The 22,118-nt window shown below is 59.5% G+C and carries 19 protein-coding genes; 10 read left to right on the top strand and 9 right to left on the bottom strand.

All coding sequences use genetic code 11. The features are described from left to right. Positions 1-22 precede the first annotated feature (22 nt). From yidC to rpmH, 4 genes are read right to left on the bottom strand one after another with little or no spacing between them, the layout of a single operon-like run. Positions 23-1,705: a membrane protein insertase YidC gene (gene yidC / locus AC3A5O_RS02620; protein ID WP_122567683.1), complete on the bottom strand. Its 1,683-nt coding sequence runs from the start codon at positions 1,703-1,705 to the stop codon at positions 23-25. A 2-nt stretch (positions 1,706-1,707) separates the two neighbouring features. After that, positions 1,708-1,953, bottom strand: coding sequence for a membrane protein insertion efficiency factor YidD (gene yidD, locus AC3A5O_RS02615; RefSeq protein ID WP_010465488.1), 246 nt, complete (start codon positions 1,951-1,953; stop codon positions 1,708-1,710). Next, complete coding sequence (gene rnpA / locus AC3A5O_RS02610; RefSeq protein ID WP_003207107.1) at positions 1,946-2,347, bottom strand: ribonuclease P protein component; 402 nt, start codon at positions 2,345-2,347, stop codon at positions 1,946-1,948. Before rnpA ends, yidD begins: the two co-directional genes overlap by 8 nt. 16 nt (positions 2,348-2,363) lie before the next feature. After that, positions 2,364-2,498 (bottom strand): 50S ribosomal protein L34, encoded by a 135-nt coding sequence (gene rpmH / locus AC3A5O_RS02605; RefSeq protein ID WP_003213577.1) that lies wholly within the window; start codon positions 2,496-2,498, stop codon positions 2,364-2,366. 567 nt (positions 2,499-3,065) lie between these two features. On the opposite strand from rpmH, the gene dnaA reads away from it, so the two are divergent. From dnaA to gabP, 5 genes are all read left to right on the top strand, one after another. Continuing rightward, positions 3,066-4,592: a chromosomal replication initiator protein DnaA gene (dnaA, locus tag AC3A5O_RS02600; protein ID WP_060739907.1), complete on the top strand. Its 1,527-nt coding sequence runs from the start codon at positions 3,066-3,068 to the stop codon at positions 4,590-4,592. A gap of 39 nt (positions 4,593-4,631) precedes the next feature. Continuing rightward, complete coding sequence (dnaN, locus tag AC3A5O_RS02595; RefSeq protein WP_003196145.1) at positions 4,632-5,735, top strand: DNA polymerase III subunit beta; 1,104 nt, start codon at positions 4,632-4,634, stop codon at positions 5,733-5,735. Between the two features lie 23 nt (positions 5,736-5,758). Next, positions 5,759-6,862 carry a DNA replication/repair protein RecF gene (gene recF, locus AC3A5O_RS02590; RefSeq protein ID WP_003196148.1) on the top strand — a complete coding sequence of 368 codons (1,104 nt, stop codon included), beginning with the start codon at positions 5,759-5,761 and terminating at the stop codon, positions 6,860-6,862. A gap of 5 nt (positions 6,863-6,867) precedes the next feature. Continuing rightward, positions 6,868-9,285, top strand: a complete 2,418-nt coding sequence (gyrB, locus tag AC3A5O_RS02585; RefSeq protein ID WP_122567830.1) for a DNA topoisomerase (ATP-hydrolyzing) subunit B — start codon at positions 6,868-6,870, stop codon at positions 9,283-9,285. Between the two features lie 302 nt (positions 9,286-9,587). Beyond that, positions 9,588-10,982 carry a GABA permease gene (gabP, locus tag AC3A5O_RS02580; protein ID WP_122567685.1) on the top strand — a complete coding sequence of 465 codons (1,395 nt, stop codon included), beginning with the start codon at positions 9,588-9,590 and terminating at the stop codon, positions 10,980-10,982. 152 nt (positions 10,983-11,134) lie between these two features. On the opposite strand, the gene AC3A5O_RS02575 is transcribed toward gabP, so the two are convergent. After that, positions 11,135-11,869 (bottom strand): response regulator transcription factor, encoded by a 735-nt coding sequence (locus AC3A5O_RS02575; protein ID WP_014335791.1) that lies wholly within the window; start codon positions 11,867-11,869, stop codon positions 11,135-11,137. A 239-nt stretch (positions 11,870-12,108) separates the two neighbouring features. Between AC3A5O_RS02575 and AC3A5O_RS02570 the strand changes: the two genes are divergently transcribed. Further along, positions 12,109-13,626 carry a sensor histidine kinase gene (locus tag AC3A5O_RS02570; protein ID WP_122567686.1) on the top strand — a complete coding sequence of 506 codons (1,518 nt, stop codon included), beginning with the start codon at positions 12,109-12,111 and terminating at the stop codon, positions 13,624-13,626. Between the two features lie 201 nt (positions 13,627-13,827). Here the strand turns inward: AC3A5O_RS02570 and AC3A5O_RS02565 are convergent, their stop codons facing one another. The 4 genes from AC3A5O_RS02565 to glyQ all read right to left on the bottom strand — a co-directional run bounded on the left by AC3A5O_RS02565 (position 13,828) and on the right by glyQ (position 18,229). Beyond that, on the bottom strand, positions 13,828-14,607 hold the full coding sequence (locus tag AC3A5O_RS02565; RefSeq protein ID WP_305468964.1) for a lysophospholipid acyltransferase family protein: 780 nt from the start codon (positions 14,605-14,607) through the stop codon (positions 13,828-13,830). Between the two features lie 80 nt (positions 14,608-14,687). After that, positions 14,688-15,221: a D-glycero-beta-D-manno-heptose 1,7-bisphosphate 7-phosphatase gene (gene gmhB, locus AC3A5O_RS02560; RefSeq protein ID WP_122567688.1), complete on the bottom strand. Its 534-nt coding sequence runs from the start codon at positions 15,219-15,221 to the stop codon at positions 14,688-14,690. Positions 15,222-15,224: 3 nt separating this feature from the next. Then, positions 15,225-17,279, bottom strand: a complete 2,055-nt coding sequence (gene glyS / locus AC3A5O_RS02555; protein ID WP_122567689.1) for a glycine--tRNA ligase subunit beta — start codon at positions 17,277-17,279, stop codon at positions 15,225-15,227. Continuing rightward, positions 17,276-18,229: a glycine--tRNA ligase subunit alpha gene (glyQ, locus tag AC3A5O_RS02550; RefSeq protein WP_003177094.1), complete on the bottom strand. Its 954-nt coding sequence runs from the start codon at positions 18,227-18,229 to the stop codon at positions 17,276-17,278. The genes glyS and glyQ overlap by 4 nt, the downstream gene beginning before the upstream one ends. An 81-nt stretch (positions 18,230-18,310) precedes the next feature. On the opposite strand from glyQ, the gene AC3A5O_RS02545 reads away from it, so the two are divergent. The 4 genes from AC3A5O_RS02545 to AC3A5O_RS02530 all read left to right on the top strand — a co-directional run bounded on the left by AC3A5O_RS02545 (position 18,311) and on the right by AC3A5O_RS02530 (position 22,093). Next, positions 18,311-18,868 carry a DNA-3-methyladenine glycosylase I gene (locus AC3A5O_RS02545; RefSeq protein ID WP_122567690.1) on the top strand — a complete coding sequence of 186 codons (558 nt, stop codon included), beginning with the start codon at positions 18,311-18,313 and terminating at the stop codon, positions 18,866-18,868. A gap of 43 nt (positions 18,869-18,911) precedes the next feature. Beyond that, positions 18,912-19,799: a lysophospholipid acyltransferase gene (locus AC3A5O_RS02540; RefSeq protein WP_122567691.1), complete on the top strand. Its 888-nt coding sequence runs from the start codon at positions 18,912-18,914 to the stop codon at positions 19,797-19,799. A gap of 373 nt (positions 19,800-20,172) precedes the next feature. Further along, positions 20,173-20,898, top strand: coding sequence for a hypothetical protein (locus AC3A5O_RS02535; protein WP_122567692.1), 726 nt, complete (start codon positions 20,173-20,175; stop codon positions 20,896-20,898). Positions 20,899-21,043: 145 nt separating this feature from the next. After that, the gene (locus AC3A5O_RS02530; protein ID WP_305468967.1) at positions 21,044-22,093 is read left to right on the top strand and encodes an NAD(P)/FAD-dependent oxidoreductase; all 1,050 of its coding nucleotides are present in this window, start codon (positions 21,044-21,046) and stop codon (positions 22,091-22,093) included. Positions 22,094-22,118: the final 25 nt, after the last annotated feature.

Raw genomic sequence — 22,118 nt, 5'->3', positions numbered from 1 at the left:
GTGTGGTTATCCACAGAGCAAGTTACGCCTCGGCTTTTTTCGTCGCCGCTTCGATCTTACGCGTGATGTACCACTGCTGAGTGATGGACAACACGTTGTTCACAACCCAGTACAGCACAAGACCCGCCGGGAACCACAGGAAGAAGAAGGTGAAGATGATTGGCATCATTTTCATGACCTTCGCCTGCATCGGGTCCGGAGGCGTTGGGTTCAGTTGCTGCTGGATGAACATGGTCGCGCCCATGATGATCGGCAGGATGAAGAACGGATCCTTGATCGACAGGTCGGTAATCCACAGCATGAACGGTGCCTGACGCATCTCCACGCTTTCCAGCAGAACCCAGTAAAGCGCGAGGAACACGGGCATTTGCACAAGAATCGGCAAGCATCCACCCAGCGGGTTGATCTTCTCTTTCTTGTACAGCTCCATCATGGCCTGGGACATTTTCTGCCGGTCATCGCCATGTTGTTCTTTCAGGGCGGCCAGTTTCGGTGCCACTGCACGCATGCGCGCCATGGATTTGTAGCTGGCGGCCGACAACGGGAAGAAAATCCCCTTGATCAGCATGGTCAGGAAAATGATCGACCAGCCCCAGTTACCGACGATGCTGTGGATATGTTGCAGCAGCCAGAAGATCGGCTGGGCAATAAACCACAGGAAGCCGTAGTCCACGGTCAGTTCCAGGCCTGGGGACAACTCTTTCAGCACCGCCTGGCTTTTTGGACCGGCATACAGAATGGCGCTGGTTTCGGCTTTTGCACCTGGCGCGGCAGTCAATGTCGGGCCGGTGTAACCGATGATGAAGTTGCCCTTGCTGTCTTTACGCGTCTGGACGACGTTGCTGTCGCCTTTCTGCGGAATCCAGGCTGTTACAAAATAGTGCTGCAGCCAGGCAACCCAACCACCTTGGACGGTTTCCTTGAGCTGGGCCTTGTCCATGTCCTTCATGGATACTTTTTTGTACGGCTCCGAACTTGTCCACAGGGCGGCGCCCAGGTAAGTCGCAGTGCCGGTGGCCGTGCTGGAGGAAGGATCGTCGCTGGCGTCACGCTTGAGCTGCGCGAACATCGCGCCGGACCAAGGCTGGGCACTCTGGTTGTCGATCAGATAAGAGACGGTTACGTCGTACATGCCACGTTTCACGGTGAAACGCTTGATGTAGTTGACGCCATCCTTGCTGAACTTCAGGTCCACGACCAGTTGGTCCTGACCGTCAGCCAGTTGATAAGTCTTCTTCTCGGCAGAGTAGACCGGGCGGCCGGCCGGGTTCGAATCCGGGCCGTTGGTACCGATCAGGCCACTTTGGGCCAGATAGGTGCGCTCGTTACCGTTGTCAAACAACTGGAACGGGATTTCCGGATGATCCTGGCGACGTGGGTACAGCGGCAGCTTCAGCTGGGCGATGTCACCACCCTGTGGATCGATTGCCAGCTCGAGCACGTCCGTTTTGATCTGGATGAGATCTTTGCTTACGGCCACAGGGGCTTCGGCAGGAGCGCTGGTATCGCTTGCCGCGCGGGGGATGTCGTCATTGCTGGCAGCGTTGTTGCCAACTGGAGCATCCGGCAGGCTCGGTGCGGTATTGCTGGCTGCAACATTCTGAGTCGGCAGGGCAGCCTGGCCATAGTCCTGGTTCCATTTAAGGACCATGACGTAGGACACGATTGCCAGGGCGACGATCAGGATCGTGCGTTTGATATCCATGATTACTCGGCCATCGAAGAAGAACGGGAGGTAGGGATAGGCGGAACCGGGTCATAACCGCCGGGATTCCACGGATGACAGCGACCTAAACGACGAAAGGTCAGCCAGCCACCGCGCAGGAGGCCATGATTTTCTATGGCTTCGTACGCGTAGCAGGAACAACTGGGGTAGAAACGACAGTGACTGGCCATCAAAGGACTAATGGCATAGCGATAAAACTGGATCGGAACGAGTGCCAGTTTACGCATCAGGACTGTCTACCCCTACAGTTTCGGTGTTGACTGCTGGTACTGGCTTGTTGCGCGCCAGACGCTTCCAGAGCTTGCCGAAATGCTGAATCAATTCGGGGTTTTCTACGTCACCCAAACCTTTGCGCGCGACGATAACGATGTCCCATCCAACCAGTGAATCCTGGTTCAGGCGAAACGATTCGCGCATCAGACGTTTGAGGCGATTGCGCTGAACGGAGAGCTTGACGCTCTTTTTCCCGATAACCAGCCCTAGTCGGGGGTGATCGAGATCGTTACTGCGCGCAAGGAGCAGGAGATTTTTCCCCGGAACCTTGCCGGTAGGGGAGTCAAAGACTGCCTTGAAATGCCGGGGTGTAAGCAGACGCTTTTCCCGACTGAAGTCCTGACTCACCTCCAGTGCCGGATTATCAAACTGCCAGACGCGCACGACCTTTGGCGCGACGACGCGACAGGACGGCACGACCGTTCTTGGTAGCCATGCGAGCACGGAAACCGTGGGTACGAGCGCGTTTGATAGTGCTTGGTTGGAAAGTACGTTTCATGTCGTGTTACCTGGTTCGTCCACAACGGGCCGGAATGGCCCCCGTTTTAAGAGACCGGGGATTCTAGAGAAAGCAAGCCTCTAGGTCAATTTCCAACCAGCGTTTCCTTTAAATAGATATCCAGCCGCTTTCGGCGGATTCATCACACAGCGCTAGATATAGAAATAAAGAAGGGAATTATTTAAAGCTTTTCTGTAAAGCTTATAAAAGCAAGGGCGCCACCTTTCTGTGGATAACCAGGCTCAGACCTTGTAATCCGCCATGTACAGAGAATGACAACTACAGGGGAAAGCGGTGTCCAGCCTGTGCTGCGCTGTCGGATAAGCTGTGGGTGGAATGCATGGTTATCCACAGGGCGGTTATCCACCGAGTTTTGCCCCCACTTGTGCAACGACCTCAGGCACGGTTATCCACAGAGCTTATCCACTGACCGCCGGTCGCCTTTCTCTGAGTTAACGCATTGATAAATCATGAGCGATGAGCAACCTGCGTGTGGATAAGTGCACGTCTGCTCGCTACAATGGCCGCTTGTTTTTGCCTCACCGGCTTTCAACTTAGGGGATATCCGTGTCAGTGGAACTTTGGCAGCAGTGCGTGGAGCTTTTGCGCGATGAGCTGCCTGCCCAACAATTCAACACTTGGATCCGTCCACTACAGGTCGAAGCCGAAGGCGACGAGTTGCGTGTCTATGCACCGAACCGTTTCGTTCTCGACTGGGTCAACGAAAAGTACCTGGGCCGGGTCATGGAACTGCTCGACGAGCATGGCAATGGCATGGCACCTGCGTTGTCCTTATTAATAGGCAGCAAACGCAGCTCGGCACCCCGCGCTGCACCCAATGCGCCGCTGGCCGCCGCCGCATCACAGGCCCAGCAGGCTGCCCCGGCACCGGTGAACAACCATGCCGCCCCGGCACCTGCCCCCGCCCCGAGCAAACGCAACACGCAAAAAGTTGCCGAGGTCAGCGAAGAACCTTCCCGGGACAGCTTCGACCCCATGGCCGGTGCCAGCTCCCAGCAGGCTCCGGTGCGGGCCGAACAGCGCACCGTCCAGGTCGAAGGCGCGCTCAAGCACACCAGCTACCTGAACCGAACCTTTACCTTTGAGAATTTCGTCGAAGGTAAATCCAACCAACTGGCCCGCGCGGCGGCCTGGCAGGTCGCGGACAACCCCAAGCACGGTTACAACCCGCTCTTCCTTTATGGCGGCGTCGGCTTGGGTAAGACCCACTTGATGCACGCGGTGGGCAACCACCTATTAAAGAAGAACCCGAATGCCAAGGTCGTGTACCTGCATTCCGAGCGTTTCGTGGCCGACATGGTCAAGGCGCTGCAACTGAACGCCATCAACGAGTTCAAGCGCTTCTACCGTTCGGTGGATGCCTTGCTGATCGACGACATTCAGTTCTTCGCCCGCAAGGAACGTTCCCAGGAAGAGTTTTTCCACACCTTCAACGCATTGCTTGAAGGTGGGCAGCAGGTCATTCTCACCAGTGACCGCTACCCGAAAGAGATCGAAGGTCTCGAAGAACGCCTCAAGTCGCGTTTCGGCTGGGGCCTGACGGTGGCCGTCGAGCCGCCGGAGCTGGAAACCCGGGTCGCGATCCTGATGAAGAAAGCCGACCAGGCCAAGGTCGAGCTGCCTCACGACGCAGCCTTCTTCATCGCCCAGCGTATCCGCTCGAACGTACGTGAGCTCGAAGGTGCCCTCAAGCGGGTGATCGCCCATTCGCACTTCATGGGCCGCGATATCACCATCGAGTTGATTCGCGAATCCTTGAAGGACTTGTTGGCGCTCCAGGACAAATTGGTTTCTGTGGATAACATTCAGCGAACGGTTGCCGAATACTACAAAATCAAGATATCCGACCTGCTGTCCAAACGCCGTTCGCGTTCGGTGGCACGTCCGCGTCAGGTGGCCATGGCCCTTTCCAAGGAACTGACCAACCACAGCCTGCCGGAAATCGGCGATGTGTTTGGCGGACGCGACCACACCACCGTGCTGCACGCCTGCCGCAAGATCAACGAACTTAAGGAATCCGACGCGGACATCCGCGAGGACTACAAGAACCTGCTGCGTACACTGACCACTTGATGACCACCAGCGCAGCTTATTAAGGCAAGGGACTAGACCATGCATTTCACCATTCAACGCGAAGCCCTGTTGAAACCCCTGCAACTGGTCGCAGGCGTCGTCGAACGCCGCCAGACCTTGCCGGTACTTTCCAACGTGCTGCTGGTTGTCGAAGGCCAGCAATTGTCGCTGACCGGTACCGACCTGGAAGTCGAGCTGGTCGGTCGGGTGCAACTTGAAGAACCGGCTGATCCGGGTTCCATCACCGTGCCGGCGCGCAAGCTGATGGACATCTGCAAGAGCCTGCCCAACGACGCGCTGATCGACATCAAGGTCGATGAGCAGAAGCTCGTGGTCAAGGCCGGTCGCAGCCGCTTCACCTTGTCCACACTGCCCGCCAACGATTTCCCGACTGTTGAAGAAGGCCCGGGTTCGCTGACCTGCAGCCTGGACCAGAGCAAATTGCGTCGCCTGATCGAACGCACCAGTTTCGCCATGGCCCAGCAGGACGTGCGTTATTACCTCAACGGCATGCTCCTGGAAGTGTCCGCCGGCGTTATCCGCGCCGTCGCCACCGACGGTCACCGCCTGGCCATGTGCTCCATGCAGGCCGATATCGGCCAGCCGGATCGCCACCAGGTGATCGTGCCGCGTAAAGGTATCCTGGAGCTGGCCCGTCTGCTGACCGAGCCGGACGGCAACGTCAGCATCGTGCTGGGTCAGCACCACATCCGCGCCACCACCGGCGAGTTCACCTTCACCTCGAAGCTGGTGGACGGCAAATTCCCTGACTACGAGCGCGTGCTGCCAAAAGGTGGCGACAAGCTGGTACTGGGCGATCGCCAGGCGCTGCGCGAAGCCTTCAGCCGTACCGCGATCCTCTCCAACGAGAAGTATCGAGGCATTCGCCTGCAACTGGCCAACGGTCAACTGAAGATCCAGGCGAACAACCCGGAACAGGAAGAAGCGGAAGAAGAAGTAGGCGTTGAGTACAACGGCGGCTCCCTGGAGATCGGCTTCAACGTCAGCTACCTGCTGGACGTGCTGGGCGTGATGACCACTGAGCAAGTGCGTCTGATCCTGTCCGACTCCAACAGCAGTGCGCTGGTGCAGGAGTCCGATAACGACGATTCGGCTTACGTTGTCATGCCGATGCGTCTGTAATCATCATGCCCAGCAGAAGCTAGATGTCCTTAAGTCGCGTCTCGGTCACCGCGGTGCGCAATCTGCACCCGGTGACCTTCTCCCCCTCCCCCCGCATCAATATCCTTTACGGCGCCAACGGCAGCGGCAAAACCAGCGTGCTGGAAGCCGTGCACCTGCTCGGGCTTGCCCGTTCATTTCGCAGCACGCGCCTGTTACCGGTCATCCAGTACGATCAACTGGCGTGCACGGTGTTTGGGCAGGTGGAGTTGGCGGAAGGCGGCCACAGCGCCCTGGGGATCTCGCGGGACCGGCAAGGCGAATTCCAAATCCGCATCGATGGGCAGAACGCTCGCAGCGCTGCACAGCTGGCCGAGATCCTGCCGCTGCAGTTGATCAACCCGGACAGCTTCCGTCTACTGGAAGGCGCACCAAAGATTCGCCGGCAATTCCTCGACTGGGGCGTGTTTCATGTGGAACCGCGTTTCATGACGACTTGGCAACGCCTGCAGAAGGCGTTGCGCCAGCGAAACTCTTGGCTGCGACATGGTACACTTGACGCCGTTTCGCAAGCGGTTTGGGACAGGGAACTGTGCCAGGCCAGCGCTGAAATCGATGAATACCGCCGCGCTTACATCAAAGCCTTGAAACCGGTCTTCGAGCAGACCTTGAGCGAACTGGTTGAGCTTGAGGGCCTGACGCTCAGCTATTACCGAGGCTGGGACAAGGACCGGGAACTGAGCACCGTACTGGCTGGCTCGCTGCAGCGGGACCAGCAGATGGGCCATACCCAGGCTGGACCACAACGCGCTGACTTGCGCCTTAGATTGGGTGCACACAACGCCGCGGACATTTTGTCCCGGGGTCAGCAGAAGTTGGTGGTGTGTGCCTTGCGTATCGCCCAGGGGCATCTGGTCAGCCAGGCCCGTCGCGGTCAGTGTATTTATCTGGTGGATGATTTGCCGTCCGAGCTGGACGAAGCCCACCGCCGCGCGCTGTGCCGCTTGCTGGAAGACTTACGCTGCCAGGTGTTCATCACCTGTGTAGACCACGAATTATTGAGGGAAGGCTGGCAGACGGAAACGCCAGTCGCCTTGTTCCACGTGGAACAGGGCCGTATCACCCAGACCCACGACCATCGGGAGTGAAGGCATTGAGCGAAGAAAATACGTACGACTCAACGAGCATTAAAGTGCTGAAAGGCCTGGATGCCGTACGCAAACGTCCCGGTATGTACATTGGTGACACCGATGATGGCAGCGGTCTGCACCACATGGTGTTCGAGGTGGTCGACAACTCCATCGACGAAGCCCTCGCCGGCCACTGCGACGACATCAGCATCATTATCCACCCGGATGAGTCCATCACCGTTCGCGATAACGGCCGTGGCATCCCGGTAGACGTGCACAAAGAGGAAGGCGTTTCCGCCGCCGAAGTCATCATGACCGTCCTCCACGCAGGCGGTAAGTTCGACGATAACTCCTACAAGGTCTCCGGCGGTCTGCACGGTGTAGGTGTCTCGGTGGTGAACGCACTGTCCGAAGAACTGGTCCTGACCGTTCGCCGCAGTGGCAAGATCTGGGAACAGACCTACGTCCACGGTGTACCTCAGGCACCGATGGCGATCGTTGGCGACAGCGAGTCCACGGGCACCCAGATCCATTTCAAGGCGTCGAGCGAAACATTCAAGAACATCCACTTCAGCTGGGACATCCTGGCCAAGCGGATTCGTGAACTGTCCTTCCTCAACTCCGGTGTCGGCATCGTCCTCAAGGACGAGCGCAGCGGCAAGGAAGAGCTGTTCAAGTACGAAGGTGGCCTGCGTGCGTTCGTTGAGTACCTGAACACCAACAAGACCCCGGTCAACCAGGTGTTCCACTTCAACGTCCAGCGTGAAGACGGCATCGGCGTGGAAATCGCCCTGCAGTGGAACGACAGCTTCAACGAGAACCTGTTGTGCTTCACCAACAACATTCCGCAGCGCGACGGCGGTACTCACCTGGTGGGCTTCCGTTCGGCGCTGACCCGTAACCTGAACAACTACATTGAACAGGAAGGCCTGGCGAAGAAGCATAAAGTCGCCACCACCGGTGACGATGCCCGTGAAGGCCTGACAGCGATCATTTCGGTGAAGGTGCCGGATCCGAAGTTCAGTTCCCAGACCAAGGACAAGTTGGTGTCTTCCGAAGTGAAGACTGCGGTCGAACAGGAGATGGGCAAGTACTTCTCCGACTTCCTGCTGGAGAACCCGAACGAAGCCAAGCTGGTTGTCGGCAAGATGATCGACGCCGCCCGTGCCCGTGAGGCCGCGCGCAAGGCCCGTGAGATGACCCGCCGCAAAGGCGCGCTGGACATCGCCGGCCTGCCGGGCAAACTGGCTGACTGCCAGGAAAAGGACCCTGCCCTGTCCGAGCTGTACCTGGTGGAAGGTGACTCTGCTGGCGGTTCCGCCAAGCAGGGCCGCAACCGTCGCACCCAGGCCATCCTGCCGCTCAAGGGCAAGATCCTCAACGTCGAGAAGGCGCGCTTTGACAAGATGATTTCCTCCCAGGAAGTCGGCACCTTGATCACCGCGCTGGGCTGCGGCATTGGCCGCGAAGAGTACAACATCGACAAGTTGCGCTATCACAACATCATCATCATGACCGATGCTGACGTCGACGGTTCGCACATCCGCACCCTGCTGCTGACCTTCTTCTTCCGTCAGTTGCCGGAGCTGATCGAGCGCGGCTACATCTACATCGCCCAGCCGCCGCTGTACAAGGTCAAGAAAGGCAAGCAAGAGCAATACATCAAAGACGACGACGCCATGGAAGAGTACATGACGCAGTCGGCCCTGGAAGACGCAAGCCTGCACCTGAACGAAGATGCCCCGGGCATTTCCGGTGAAGCCCTCGAGCGTCTGGTGAATGACTTCCGTCTGGTGATGAAGACCCTCAAGCGCCTGTCGCGCCTGTACCCACAGGAACTGACCGAGCACTTCATCTACCTGCCAGCCGTGAGCCTGGAGCAACTGTCCGATCACGCAGCGATGCAAGATTGGCTGGCCCAGTACGAAGTACGCCTGCGCACCGTGGAAAAATCCGGCCTGGTCTACAAAGCCAGCCTGCGCGAAGACCGTGAGCGTAACGTCTGGCTACCGGAAGTCGAACTGATCTCCCACGGCCTGTCGAACTACGTCACCTTCAACCGCGACTTCTTCGGCAGCAACGACTACAAGACCGTCGTATCCTTGGGCGCGCAACTGAGCACGCTGCTGGACGAAGGCGCGTACATCCAACGTGGTGAACGCAAGAAAGCCGTGACCGAGTTCAAGGAAGCCCTTGAATGGCTGATGGCGGAAAGCACCAAGCGCCACACCATCCAGCGATACAAAGGTCTGGGTGAGATGAACCCGGATCAGCTGTGGGAAACTACCATGGACCCGGGCTCGCGTCGCATGCTGAAAGTCACCATCGAAGACGCCATTGGCGCGGACCAGATCTTCAACACTCTGATGGGTGATGCAGTCGAGCCTCGTCGTGACTTCATCGAGAGCAATGCGTTGGCGGTGTCCAACCTGGATTTCTGATCTTCTGCGGTACCTCGTTCCAACAAAAAGCCAACGCTTATGCGTTGGCTTTTTTTTACATTTTAAAATCTCCACGCTCCTTCGGACCCGTCGGTCATAAACGGGGTAGCTCGGTAACATCCTGGCACAAAGCCTTCATTCTCAATGGGTTAGGAATCCGAGGAGAGTCCCGGATAACGGGAGCCTCAGATTTTCTGGCGCAGAACTTGCGTGTTTAATAACTTACACATCGTTTTTTTAAATTTACAGAGAGCGATGGGTTGAGGTGATACGAATAAATTCAAATGCCAAGGGTAGTCTCAATGAGCGGTACGCATACTTCCGATAATCTGGCGCAAGGGCTCAAGCCCCGTCATGTGACGATGCTTTCCATTGCCGGTGTGATTGGTGCCGGTCTGTTCGTCGGCTCCGGCCATGCGATCGCCGCGGCCGGTCCGGCCGTGCTGCTGGCCTACGCGGCCGCGGGTGCCTTGGTGGTGCTGGTGATGCGGATGCTGGGCGAAATGGCGGTGGCGTCGCCGGACACCGGCTCCTTCTCGACGTATGCGGACCGCGCGATTGGGCACTGGGCCGGTTTCACCATCGGCTGGCTCTACTGGTGGTTCTGGGTCCTGGTGATTCCGCTGGAGGCCAACGCCGCTGCGACGATCCTGCACGCCTGGTTCCCGAACGTGGCTATCTGGGTGTTCACATTGGTCATCACCCTGCTACTGACGGTCACCAACCTGTTCAGCGTGAAGAATTACGGGGAGTTCGAATTCTGGTTCGCCCTGGTCAAGGTGGTGGCGATCATTGGCTTCATCGGGCTGGGGGTGATGGCGATATTCGGTTTTCTCCCCACCAGTCAGGTCAGCGGTGTTTCGCACCTGTTCGACACCCAGGGCTTCCTGCCCAACGGAATGGGCGCGGTGCTAGGGGCAATCCTGACCACCATGTTTTCGTTCATGGGCACCGAGATCGTGACCATCGCGGCGGCTGAATCGAAGAACCCTGGCCAGCAGATCTCCAAGGCGACCAACTCGGTGATCTGGCGGATTGGCTTGTTCTACCTCGTGTCCATCTTCATCGTTGTTGCCCTGGTGCCCTGGAACGACCCACTCCTGGCCAGCGTCGGTTCCTACCAGACGGTGCTGGAGCGCATGGGCATCCCCAATGCCAAGCTGATCGTCGATATCGTGGTCCTGGTGGCGGTCACGAGCTGCCTGAATTCGGCGCTGTATACGGCGTCGCGGATGATGTTCTCGTTGGGCAAGCGCGGTGATGCACCGGCCGTTTCCCAGCGTACCAACAAGAGCGGTACGCCTCACTGGGCGGTGATGCTGTCGACTGGTGCAGCCTTTTTGGCGGTATTCGCCAACTACGTGGCACCGGCGGCGGTTTTCGAATTCCTGCTGGCCAGCTCTGGCGCCATTGCGTTGCTGGTGTACCTGGTCATCGCGGTTTCGCAGCTGCGCATGCGCAAACAACGCATGGCGCGTGGTGAAAAAATCGCTTTCAGCATGTGGCTGTTTCCCGGCCTGACCTATGCGGTGATTGTCTTCATCGTCGGGGCCTTGACCATCATGCTGTTCCAGGAAGCCCATCGGGTGGAGATCCTGGCGACGGGGCTGCTGAGTGTGTTGGTGGTGCTGTCCGGCGTACTGATACAGCGTCGCCGGATCGCAAAACCAGGAAGCGTGGTACAGACCATAGGGTGATATCCATTGTGGCGAGGGGATTTATCCCCGCTGGGCTGCGCAGCAGCCCTAAAGCAGTGAGTTCAATCTTCCTGGTACACCGAGTTGCCTGTTTGGGGGCTGCTACGCAGCCCAGCGGGGATAAATCCCCTCGCCACGGATGCATCCAATACCTAACTCGCGACAGACGCCTCACTCCCCGCCGCCACACTCTCCAACCGATACCCATACCCGTAAATCGTCAGCAACTGCCAACCCCGATCCGCTGTCAGCCCGAGTTTGTTGCGCAGGCGATAGATATGGGTGTCGAGCGGGCGGGATGAGGTCATTTCCTCGTGAGTCCAGAAGCGCTCGTAGAAGTACTCCCGAGACAGCGGTCGGCCCAGGTTGGCGAACAGGCACCGGGCGAGGCGGTATTCCCGTTCGGTCAGGCTGATGGGAATGCCGGCGCGGGTGATGGTCAGCTCGGCGTCGTCGAACGCCAGGTCGTTGAACACCAGCACGTCGCTGGCGGGCGCACGCTGCAGGTTGTGGCGGCGCAGTACGGCGGTGACCCGGGCCTTGAGTTCGTTGGGCCTGAAGGGTTTGCTCACATAGTCGTCTGCGCCGGCATTGAGGGCCTGGACGATGTCGTGTTCGCCGTCGCGGCTGGTCAGCATGATGGCGGCCGGTGGTGAATCCATGTGCTCGCGGGTCCATCGCAGCAGCGAAAGCCCGCTGATGTCCGGCAGTTGCCAGTCCAGGATCAACAGGTCGAAGGTTTCCCGACGCAGTTGCCGCAACAGGTCTTCGCCTCGTTCAAAGCTGTGCAGGGTCCAGGCTTGCTCGCCTCTGCCGGGGATTTGTTGCAGTGTCTGTTCTACCCGGCGCAGCTCGGCCGGTTCATCGTCCAGTATGGCGACACGCATGGAATGCGATTCCTTGATCTCGAGAGTAACGGACATCTTCAGGTGGCAATGAAATGCAGCCAGTGGCTGATTCGTTGTCATTGACCTGTCGCTGGCTGCGACAATACCGGCTCGCGGCACAGAGGGAAAGGCAGCAGCGCGCCACCCATCGAGTCCGTTATAGTCGTGGGCGTTTCAGCCTGTCGACTGATGCGGGCCAGTGAAGATATCCACAGTCCTTGAGTTCGGCCAGGAGGCCTATGAGTAACCAGCGTCGCCGTGAAAGTCGTGAACCCACCCAGGTCCAGCGGTTGTTTCGACAGTTGGTACGGGAGTGGTTGTGGATAAGTCTGCTGCTGTTGCCGCTGACAGCCTTGCTGTCATTGAGCAGTCAATCCCCGGGCAGCCGTTCAGGCGCTGCGTTGTTGTCGGTGTGCCTGGTGGCCTGTGTATTGGGCTTGTTACTGTTGCGCCCCCGCCTGGCCCTGTGGACAACGGTGGGTGGCATGAGCCTGGCCCTGTTGATCAGCGCCATGCTGGGCGCACGGGGTTGGTGGTGGTCACCCATGGCCAGTGTGCTGGGGATCATGTTCGGCTACCTGATCTGGAACTGGCGACGGCTGAGCGTGGTGCTGGCCTATTTCGGCTGGGAATTGGCACGCCTGGACGCCGAGCCCAAGGTCTTCCCGGAGCGTCGCCGTGCCTCCTACACCGGCAGCGACCGTTTGCAGGGCCAGATCATGGCCCTGGAGCAAGCCATGAGCCGCACCCGCGACACCCGGCGCTTCATTGCCGATGGCCTGGAATACCTGCCGGTCGCGACCATGATCAGCGATCCCCAAGGTAAGCTGCTGTTGGGTAATCGCAAGGCACGTGAGCTGTTCGGCCATGGCCTGGCGGGCGGTGACGTGTTGGAGCACCTTGGGCAATTGGGTTATCCGGGGCTGGAGCATGGGGTGCATCACCGGTTATCCACATTGCCCTTGGTGGAGTTTCGCGACATTCGTGAGCGCAGCTTGCGCCTGGAGCGGGCCGCGTTATTTCCGGTTGATGGCGATGCGCCGATTGGCTGGTTGCTGAGCCTCACGGACCTGAGCGCCGAACGTGAGGCGGAAGAACAGCGCAGCGTCATGCTGCGGTTCCTTTCCCATGACCTGCGTGCCCCGCACTCGGCGATCCTTGCACTGCTCGATGTGCAGCGGCACCAGGTGGGCGGTGATCATCCGCTGTTCGACCAGATCGAGCGCCAGGTGCGTCGCGCTTTGGACCTGACCGAGGGCTTCGTGCAATTGGCCAAGGCCGAATCCGAGGCCTATCAATTCCAGCCGACGCTGTTCGCCATGCTGGTGCTGGATGTGCTCGACCAGGCGCTGCCCATCGCCCAGGCAAAACGCATCCAGTTGATTCATGAAATTGAGGATGAAGAGGCGATGGTGAGAGCGGATCAATCGTTGCTGACCCGTGCCCTGTTCAATCTGCTGGAAAATGCCATCAAGTACAGCCCACCCGATGCCTGCATTTCCCTGCAGGTGCATTGCGTGTCGGGCTGGTTGATCTGCAATGTCGCCGACCAAGGCAAGGGCATCAGCGCCGAAGAACTGCCGGACTTGTTCAGTCAGTACCGACGGTTTTCGTCGGCCCAGGGGGTCGATGGAATTGGCCTTGGGTTATCGATGGTCAAGGCAGTGGTTGATCATCACGAGGGGAAAATCGAGTGCCACAGCGTGGTAGGTAAAGGCACAACGTTCAGCCTGCGCTTCCCGTTGCTGGAAGATTGAAAGATCGCAGCCTTCGGCAGCTCCTACAGGGCGTATCGAATCTCTATAGGAGCTGCCGAAGGCTGCGATTTTCTGGTGCTATAAAAACTTATGCACCTGCAGACGGGTTTTATGTGTTTAGGAAATATGTATTAAAAACATATACCTACAACATAAAATCAACGGATTTCGAAAAAACGGTACACAGGTTATCCACAGATCTCAAACAGCGGCTTGTTCCGTGGGGACTTCCGCGACAGGGCCGGGAGGAAGCGAACCCATTTCCCGTTGTGTCTGTTCATTCCAAGCCTGTACGCGGTCATTGAGCTCGGCGATGGCGCGGGGCCCGGTGCCTTCGGCATACATCGGCGCGCCGATCACTACGGTGATGACGCCCGGTTTTCTGATCCAGCCCGCCTTGGGCCAGAATTTGCCGGCATTGTGTGCAATCGGCAGCACCGGCAGGTTCGCGTTCACCGCCAATGCGGAACCGCTGCGGGAGAATTTGCCAACCGTCCCGTAAGGAACACGGGTGCCCTCGGGGAAAATCAGCACCCAGGTGTTGTCCCTCAGCAGCTCGTCACCCTTCTTCGCCACTTGCTTGAGCGCTAACTTGGGATTGTCGCGATCGATGGCAATCGGGCGCAGCATCGCCATGGCCCAGCCAAAGAACGGTACGAACAGCAGTTCACGCTTGAGGACCTGGCTCAACGGCTCGAAATAGGCCGAGAGGAAGAACGTTTCCCAGGTGCTCTGGTGGTTGGACTGGATCACGCAGGGCCGGTCCGGCACGTTCTCGGCACCCTTCACTTCATAGCGGATGCCCAGGAACACCTTGCTCAGCCACAGCGCGCATCGGCACCAGTACACATTGATGAAACGATAGCGCGCCCTGAACGGCAGGAAGGGAGCGATAAAAAAACTCAAGGTACACCACAACAAGGAACTGGTGCCCAGCAGCAGGTAAAAGAGAAAGCTTCTGATGGCCTGCAATATCGACATAGCGGCGTTTACCGTTGCGGGCAATGCCCGCCTGTTCAAGCGCTTCCCGAACAATCCTTGATCAGGATGTATTGGGAGCTCTAATTGTGGATAAGTTCAGCGGCAATCGCCGCCAGGTCGTCAAAAATCAAGGTGCCCACCGGCAGGGTCTTGCCCAGAGTCTTCTCGCCTTTCCCGGTCTTTACCAAAACTGGCTGACAATCGACGGCCTTTGCCGCCTCCAGGTCACCGAGACTGTCACCGACGAACCACACACCCGCCAAGGCCACATCGTAATGCGCGGCAATGGTTTTCAACATGCCCGGCTTGGGCTTGCGGCAATCGCAGCCATCGTCCGGCCCATGCGGGCAGTAGACGATCAAGCCGACTTCCCCGCCCTGCTCCGCCACCAGGGCGCGCAGGCGCTCATGCATGGCGTCCAGGACGGCGAGGTCATAATAACCGCGGGCAATGCCCGACTGGTTGGTGGCCACCGCCACCGTCCAGCCGGCCTTGCTCAACTGCGCGATGGCTTCGATCGAACCAGGCAGTGGCAACCACTCATCCACCGATTTGATGTAAGCGTCGGAGTCGTGATTGATCACCCCGTCCCGATCGAGAATCAGCAGTTTCAAGCGTTACCCCAGCAACGAAATATCGGCGACGCCGAGGAACAGCCCACGCAGACGCGCCAGCAGTGCGTAACGGTTGGCCCGTACGTTGGCGTCTTCGGCATTGACCATCACCGCCTCAAAAAACGCATCCACTGGTTCACGCAGTGCCGCCAGGCGAGCCAGGGTTTCGCTGTACTGACGCGCCGCCGCCATTGGCTGGACCGCCTGGTCTGCCTGCTGGATCGCCGAGTACAGGGAAAACTCGTTGGCGTTGTCGAAGTACTTGGCTTCGACGGTCGCCGCGATGTTGCCTTCGGCCTTGCTCAGCAGGTTCGAAACACGCTTGTTCACCGCGGCCAGGGCCGCTGCTTGCGGCAGTTGGCGGAACGCCTGCACCGCTTGTACGCGCTGGTCGAAGTCCAGGGCCGAACCCGGCTTCAGGGCACGTACCGACAGGTAGGTCGCGACCTCGACACCTTCATCTTCATAACGCGCACGCAGGCGGTCGAAGATGAATTCCAGCACCGCATCGGCCAGGCCGGCAGCCTTGACCTTGCTGCCGAACGCATTGACGGCGAATGCCACGGCGTCGTTCAGGTCCAGGTCCAACTGCTTGTCGATCAGGATCCGCAACACGCCCAGCGCCGCGCGACGCAAGGCATACGGGTCTTTGCTGCCGGTAGGCAGCATGCCGATGCCGAAAATGCCCACCAGGGTGTCGAGCTTGTCGGCGATCGCCACAGCCGCACCGGTCAGGGTGGTCGGCAGCTCAGCGCCGGCACCGCGGGGCATGTACTGCTCGTTCAGGGCCAGGGCTACGTCCTGCGGCTCGCCATCGTTGAGGGCGTAGTAGTAACCGGCGACGCCTTGCATCTCCGGGAACTCACCGACCATTTCGGTCGACAGGTCGCACTTGGACAGGAGGCCGGCTCGGGCCGCGCGCTGGGCGTCACCACCGATGCGTGGGGCGATGAACGCGGCCAGTTTCGAAACGCGCTCGGCCTTGTCGTAGACACTGCCGAGTTTTTCCTGGAACACCACGTTGCGCAGGCGCTCGTTGAAGCTTTCCAGGGGCTGTTTCTTGTCTTGCTTGAAGAAGAACTCGGCATCGGTCAGGCGCGGACGAACGACTTTTTCGTTACCGGCGATGATCTGTTGCGGGTCCTTGCTTTCGATGTTGGCGACCGTGATGAAGCGCGGCAGCAACTTGCCTTCGGCGTCCAGCAGGCAGAAGTACTTCTGATTGTCCTGCATGGTGGTGATCAGTGCTTCCTGCGGCACTTCGAGGAAACGTTCCTCGAACGAGCACACCAGCGGCACCGGCCATTCCACCAGCGCGGTCACTTCGTCCAGCAGGTTGGCCGGCACGATGGCGGTGCCTTCCTGCAGGGTGGCCAGCTCTTCGGTGCGCTTGCTGATCAGCTCGCGGCGCTCGTTGGCGTCGGCCAGCACATAGGCGGCACGCAGGTCGGCCAGGTAGTTGGCCGGCGAGGTGATGCGCACGCTCTGCGGATGATGGAAGCGGTGACCGCGGGAATCGCGACCGGCCTTCTGGGCCAGGATCGTGCAATCGATAACCTGGTCACCGAGCAACATCACCAGCCATTGGGTCGGACGCACGAACTCTTCCTTGCGCGCGGCCCAGCGCATGCGCTTGGGGATCGGCAAGTCATTGAGGGAGTCTTCGACGATGGTCGGCAACAGGCTGGCGGTCGGCTTGCCCTTGATGCTCTGGCTGTAGCGCAGCTTCGGGCCGCTCTGGTCGATTTCGCTCAGGTCCACGCCGCACTTCTTGGCGAAGCCCAGGGCGGCCTGGGTCGGGTTGCCGTCGGCATCGAACGCGGCCTGGCGTGGCGGGCCATCGAGGTTGATGCTGCGGTCCGGCTGTTGGGTCGCCAGGGCGGTGATCAGCACGGCCAGGCGGCGCGGCGCGGCGTACACCTGTTTGGCTTCGTAGCTCAGGCCAGCGGCTTGCAGGCCTTTGTCGATACCGGCCAGGAACGCATCGGCCAGGGTGTTCAGGGCTTTGGGTGGCAGTTCTTCGGTGCCCAGTTCAACCAGAAAATCTTGAGCACTCATTGTGCAGCCTCCAGCTTAGCCAACACTTCATCACGCAGGTCCGGGGTCGCCATCGGGAAGCCCAGCTTGGCACGGGCCAGCAGGTAGGCTTGCGCAACGGAGCGCGCCAGGGTGCGTACACGCAGGATGTATTGCTGGCGCGCAGTCACGGAAATCGCCCGGCGTGCGTCCAGCAGGTTGAAGGTATGGGACGCCTTCAACACCATTTCATAGCTCGGCAACGGCAGCGGCTGGTCGAGCTCGATCAGGCGCTTGGCTTCGCTTTCATAGAAGTCGAACAGTTCGAACAGCTTCTCGACGTTGGCGTGTTCGAAGTTGTAGGTCGACTGCTCCACTTCGTTCTGGTGGAACACGTCGCCATAGGTCACTTTGCCGAATGGGCCGTCGGCCCACACCAGGTCGTAGACCGAATCCACGCCCTGCAGGTACATGGCCAGGCGTTCCAGGCCATAGGTGATCTCGCCGGTGACCGGGTAGCACTCGATGCCGCCCGCCTGTTGGAAGTAGGTGAACTGGGTCACTTCCATGCCGTTGAGCCAGACTTCCCAGCCCAGGCCCCAGGCGCCCAGGGTTGGCGATTCCCAGTTGTCTTCGACGAAACGAATGTCGTGCACCAGCGGGTCGAGGCCCACATGCTTGAGGGAGCCCAGGTACAGTTCCTGGAAGTTTTCCGGGTTCGGCTTCAGCACCACCTGGAACTGGTAGTAGTGCTGCAGGCGGTTCGGGTTTTCGCCGTAGCGGCCGTCAGTCGGGCGGCGGCTGGGCTGCACATAAGCGGCGTTCCAGGTTTCCGGGCCGATGGCACGCAGAAACGTGGCAGTGTGGAAAGTGCCGGCGCCTACTTCCATATCGTAGGGCTGAAGTACCACGCAACCTTGCTCGGCCCAGTATTGCTGGAGGGCGAGGATCAAGTCTTGGAAGGTACGCACGGCTGGCGTAGGCTGGCTCACGAAATTCACCTGTTTCTTGGGCTGCGATTTAAAGAGCGGGAGTATACCCGATTCGTTCGTGCGCACGCCCCCTGGAGCCTTATGCCACGCTGCTTTTGGTGTTCTGACGATCCGTTGTACATGGCTTATCACGATCAGGAGTGGGGCACGCCGCTGCGCGATGCGCAGGGTTTGTTCGAGTTGCTTTTGCTCGAAGGGTTCCAGGCCGGGTTGTCCTGGATCACCGTTTTGCGCAAACGCGAGCACTACCGCAAAGTGCTGTACGGCTTTGATGTGCAGCGCGTGGCGCAGATGAGCGACGCCGAAATCGAAGACTTGATGCTCGACACCGGCATCATCCGCAACCGCCTCAAGCTCAAGGCCGCCCGTCGCAATGCCCAGGCCTGGCTCGCGCTGGAAGACCCGGTGGCGTTCCTCTGGTCGTTCGTGGGCGGCAAGCCCATCATCAACCATTTCAAAGACCGCAGCGAAGTGCCGGCCATCACGCCCGAGGCGCTGGCGATGAGCAAAGGCCTGAAAAAAGCCGGGTTCACCTTCGTCGGGCCGACCATCTGTTATGCGCTGATGCAGGCCTCGGGCATGGTCATGGACCACACCCAGGACTGCGACCGCTACGCCGAGTTGGTAAACGGCGGTTAGAATAGCCGGCTCGCAACACGGCCCATACATTCAGGAGTGACCTGTGGATAAGTTGAAAGGCGCCTTGCTGGTCGGCGCTCTGCGGTTGTTTGCGCTGCTGCCCTGGCGCGCAGTGCAGGCGGTGGGCTCGGCCATTGGCTGGCTCATGTGGAAATTTCCCAACCGTTCCCGCGACGTGGTGCGGATCAACCTCGCCAAATGCTTTCCCGAGATGGACCCGGCCGAGCGCGAACGTCTGGTGGGTCAGAGCCTCAAGGACATCGGCAAATCCCTGACCGAAAGCGCCTGTGCCTGGATCTGGCCGGCCCAGCGCTCCATCGAGCTGGTACGCGAAGTCGAAGGCCTGGAGGTGCTGAAAGAAGCCCTGGCCTCCGGCAAAGGCGTGGTCGGCATCACCAGCCACCTGGGCAACTGGGAAGTGCTCAACCACTTCTATTGCAGCCAGTGCAAACCGATCATTTTCTACCGCCCGCCCAAGCTCAAGGCGGTGGATGAATTGTTGCAAAAGCAACGCGTGCAACTGGGCAACAAAGTCGCGGCCTCCACCAAGGAAGGCATCCTCAGCGTCATCAAGGAAGTGCGCAAAGGTGGCCAGGTGGGCATCCCCGCCGACCCGGAACCGGCCGAATCCGCCGGCATCTTCGTGCCCTTCTTCGCCACCCAGGCCCTGACCAGCAAGTTCGTGCCGAACATGCTCGCTGGCGGCAAAGCGGTCGGCGTATTCCTCCACGCCCTGCGCCTGCCGGACGGCTCCGGCTACAAAGTCATCCTCGAAGCCGCCCCGGACGCGATGTACAGCACTGACACCGAAACCTCATGCGCGGCCATGAGCCAAGTGGTGGAGCGCTACGTGCGGGCCTACCCGAGCCAGTACATGTGGAGCATGAAACGCTTCAAGAAACGCCCGCCGGGCGAGGCGCGGTGGTACTGAAGGCCCGTTGCTTCATGAGCTAGTTGTGGTGAATGCAGGATTTGTGAACACCCAAGAACCCATGTGGGAGCCGAGCTTGCTCGCGATGACGGCACACTCAACATTGATGCAAGCAGACCCACCGCCATCGCGAGCAAGCTCAGCTCCCACAGTTTTTCCGGGCTGTTCACAAACACCGCATCCATCACAAATCCCTGTGGGAGCGAGCCTGCTCGCGATAGCGCCTTCACAGCCGCCACATAACTAACTGACCCCCAACCTCCTGTGGCGAGGGAGCTTGCTCCCGCTGGGCTGCGCAGCAGCCCCCCCTCGCCTAAAGCTTGGTCCCCCGCTGTCGATAACCCGAGGTATCCGCCAATCATGGACCGATGAAATGGACCTCTCCCTGAACGCTGCCAATATCCCGCCCGCCAACACTAACCTCACCCGCTCCGACCAGAAGTTGGTGAGCAATCCTCCAGCGGACGCCGTAAAGCAGCTGGCAGACGCCGGCCCAGCGGCTATCTACCACCCCAGCGAAGAAACCCAGCTCATGGTGGAATCGCCGGTGGTCATCGAAACCTGGATCGGTCGATCCCAATCGCCAGATTTCCCTCGATATGCCGCCATCACCGAGAGCGCGAAAAACACCCTGAAAAGCTCTTTCGAGACATTCCAGTCAACGCTTTCGGCAACCCATCCAGACTTGGCCGGCAAGAAATACGGCTTCACCGTCGAGGCCGATGGCAGGCTCAAGGTGCTCAACACGGCCGGCCAGCTCAGCAGCTCGGAAACCCGGCGGCTGACGGATCTGCTCAACGAATCCACGGATCTGAAAGCCGCAGCCGTTGCGTTCCGCGACGCCTCGATCGACATGGTCGACGCCGACTCGCCGTGGTCCGGCAGCTACCTGGGTCGCTACAACCTGACCCAGGAAAACTTCGCCAACACCATCGATCTGGCGCCGATGCTCAAGCGCCCCGGCTCGGTACCGCCCCAGGAGTTTTCGGACGGGTTGTTTTTCAATCAGTTGGCCTACAAAGGCGAACTCGCGACGCGAGAGACGGAAGCGGCAATGCTTGAGCGGCGCGCTGCGCAGCGATTCAGCGCGCAGGCCTGAAGGCTGGGTGTTTCGCTCAATCCCCCCGCCACAACTGCGATGTGCCTGATCCAACCCCTGTGGCGAGGGCACTTGCTGCCGCTGGGCTGCGAAGCAGCCCCAACCGGGCTAACGTATTCCCCCAGGCAAACCCAACGGAGGCCGAATGGATAACGGTCCAGGCAAACGCGTCATCGTCATTGGCGCGGGTATCGTAGGCGCATCCCTGGCCTACCACCTGGCGGCCAAAGGCGCGAATGTCACCGTGGTCGAGGCCGGAGGCATCGCGTCAGGCGTGACCGGCAGCTCATTCGCCTGGATCAATACCTCACACGCCGACCCCGACCCCATTGCGCCATTACGTGGTGCTGCCATTCAGGAATACCGCCGACTCGAAGCACAACTGCCCGGCCTGAAGATTCAATGGACTGGCGCCCTATCTTACGGCGCGAGTTCAACCGCTTTGGCAAACCGGATACCCCAATCGCAGATTCTCGAGCTTGAGCCAAACCTCAAGAACCCGCCTCAATTCGCTTCGTATGTGGCAGAAGAAGGCGCGTTGGACGCCGTAGCAGCAACCCATGCGTTGATCGCTGGCGCCCAGGTGAATGGCGCGAACGTTTTCACCCAAACGCCAGTGCTCGGCTTTAAAACCCAGGGTTCCACCGTGCTGGGCGTTGAAACCGCCGCGGGCGCCATCGAAGCCGATGTCGTCGTATTGGCAGCCGGCACAGGCACCACGAAGCTGACTGACCTGCTTGAAGTCTCCCTGCCCATAGAGGCTTCCCCGGCGATTTTCATTCGTTACACGTCGCAACCCAACCTGGTACACACCCTCATCTCCAGCCCTGAAATGGAAGTGCGGCAAACCCCGGAGGGTACGCTGCTAGCGGCCGAAGACTATCTGGACGGCGCCCTGGAAAACCAACCAGCGGCGATAGCAATGCGAACGGCCAACGCCATCAAGAACGAACTCCACGGCGTTGTCTCCCTGGATCTGCAATCGGCTCTTGTCGGGTTCAGGCCCATGCCCGCCGATGGCATCCCCATCATTGGCTATCTTCCGCAGGTCGGCGGCGTCTACGTATGCGTCATGCACCCCGGCGTTACCCTGGCGGCGATTGTGGGCCGTCTTGCCTGTGAGGAAATCATCGGCGACAAGCCATCCCCTGCTCTCAACCCCTGCCGTCCGGATCGATTTTTTCAAGCTCAGTGAGGGCTGAATGGCCTAAGCTCGCCTA

It is taken from the genome of Pseudomonas sp. Soil_N_39 (assembly GCF_057655955.1).
This window is presented reverse-complemented; position numbering and strand designations above follow the sequence as displayed.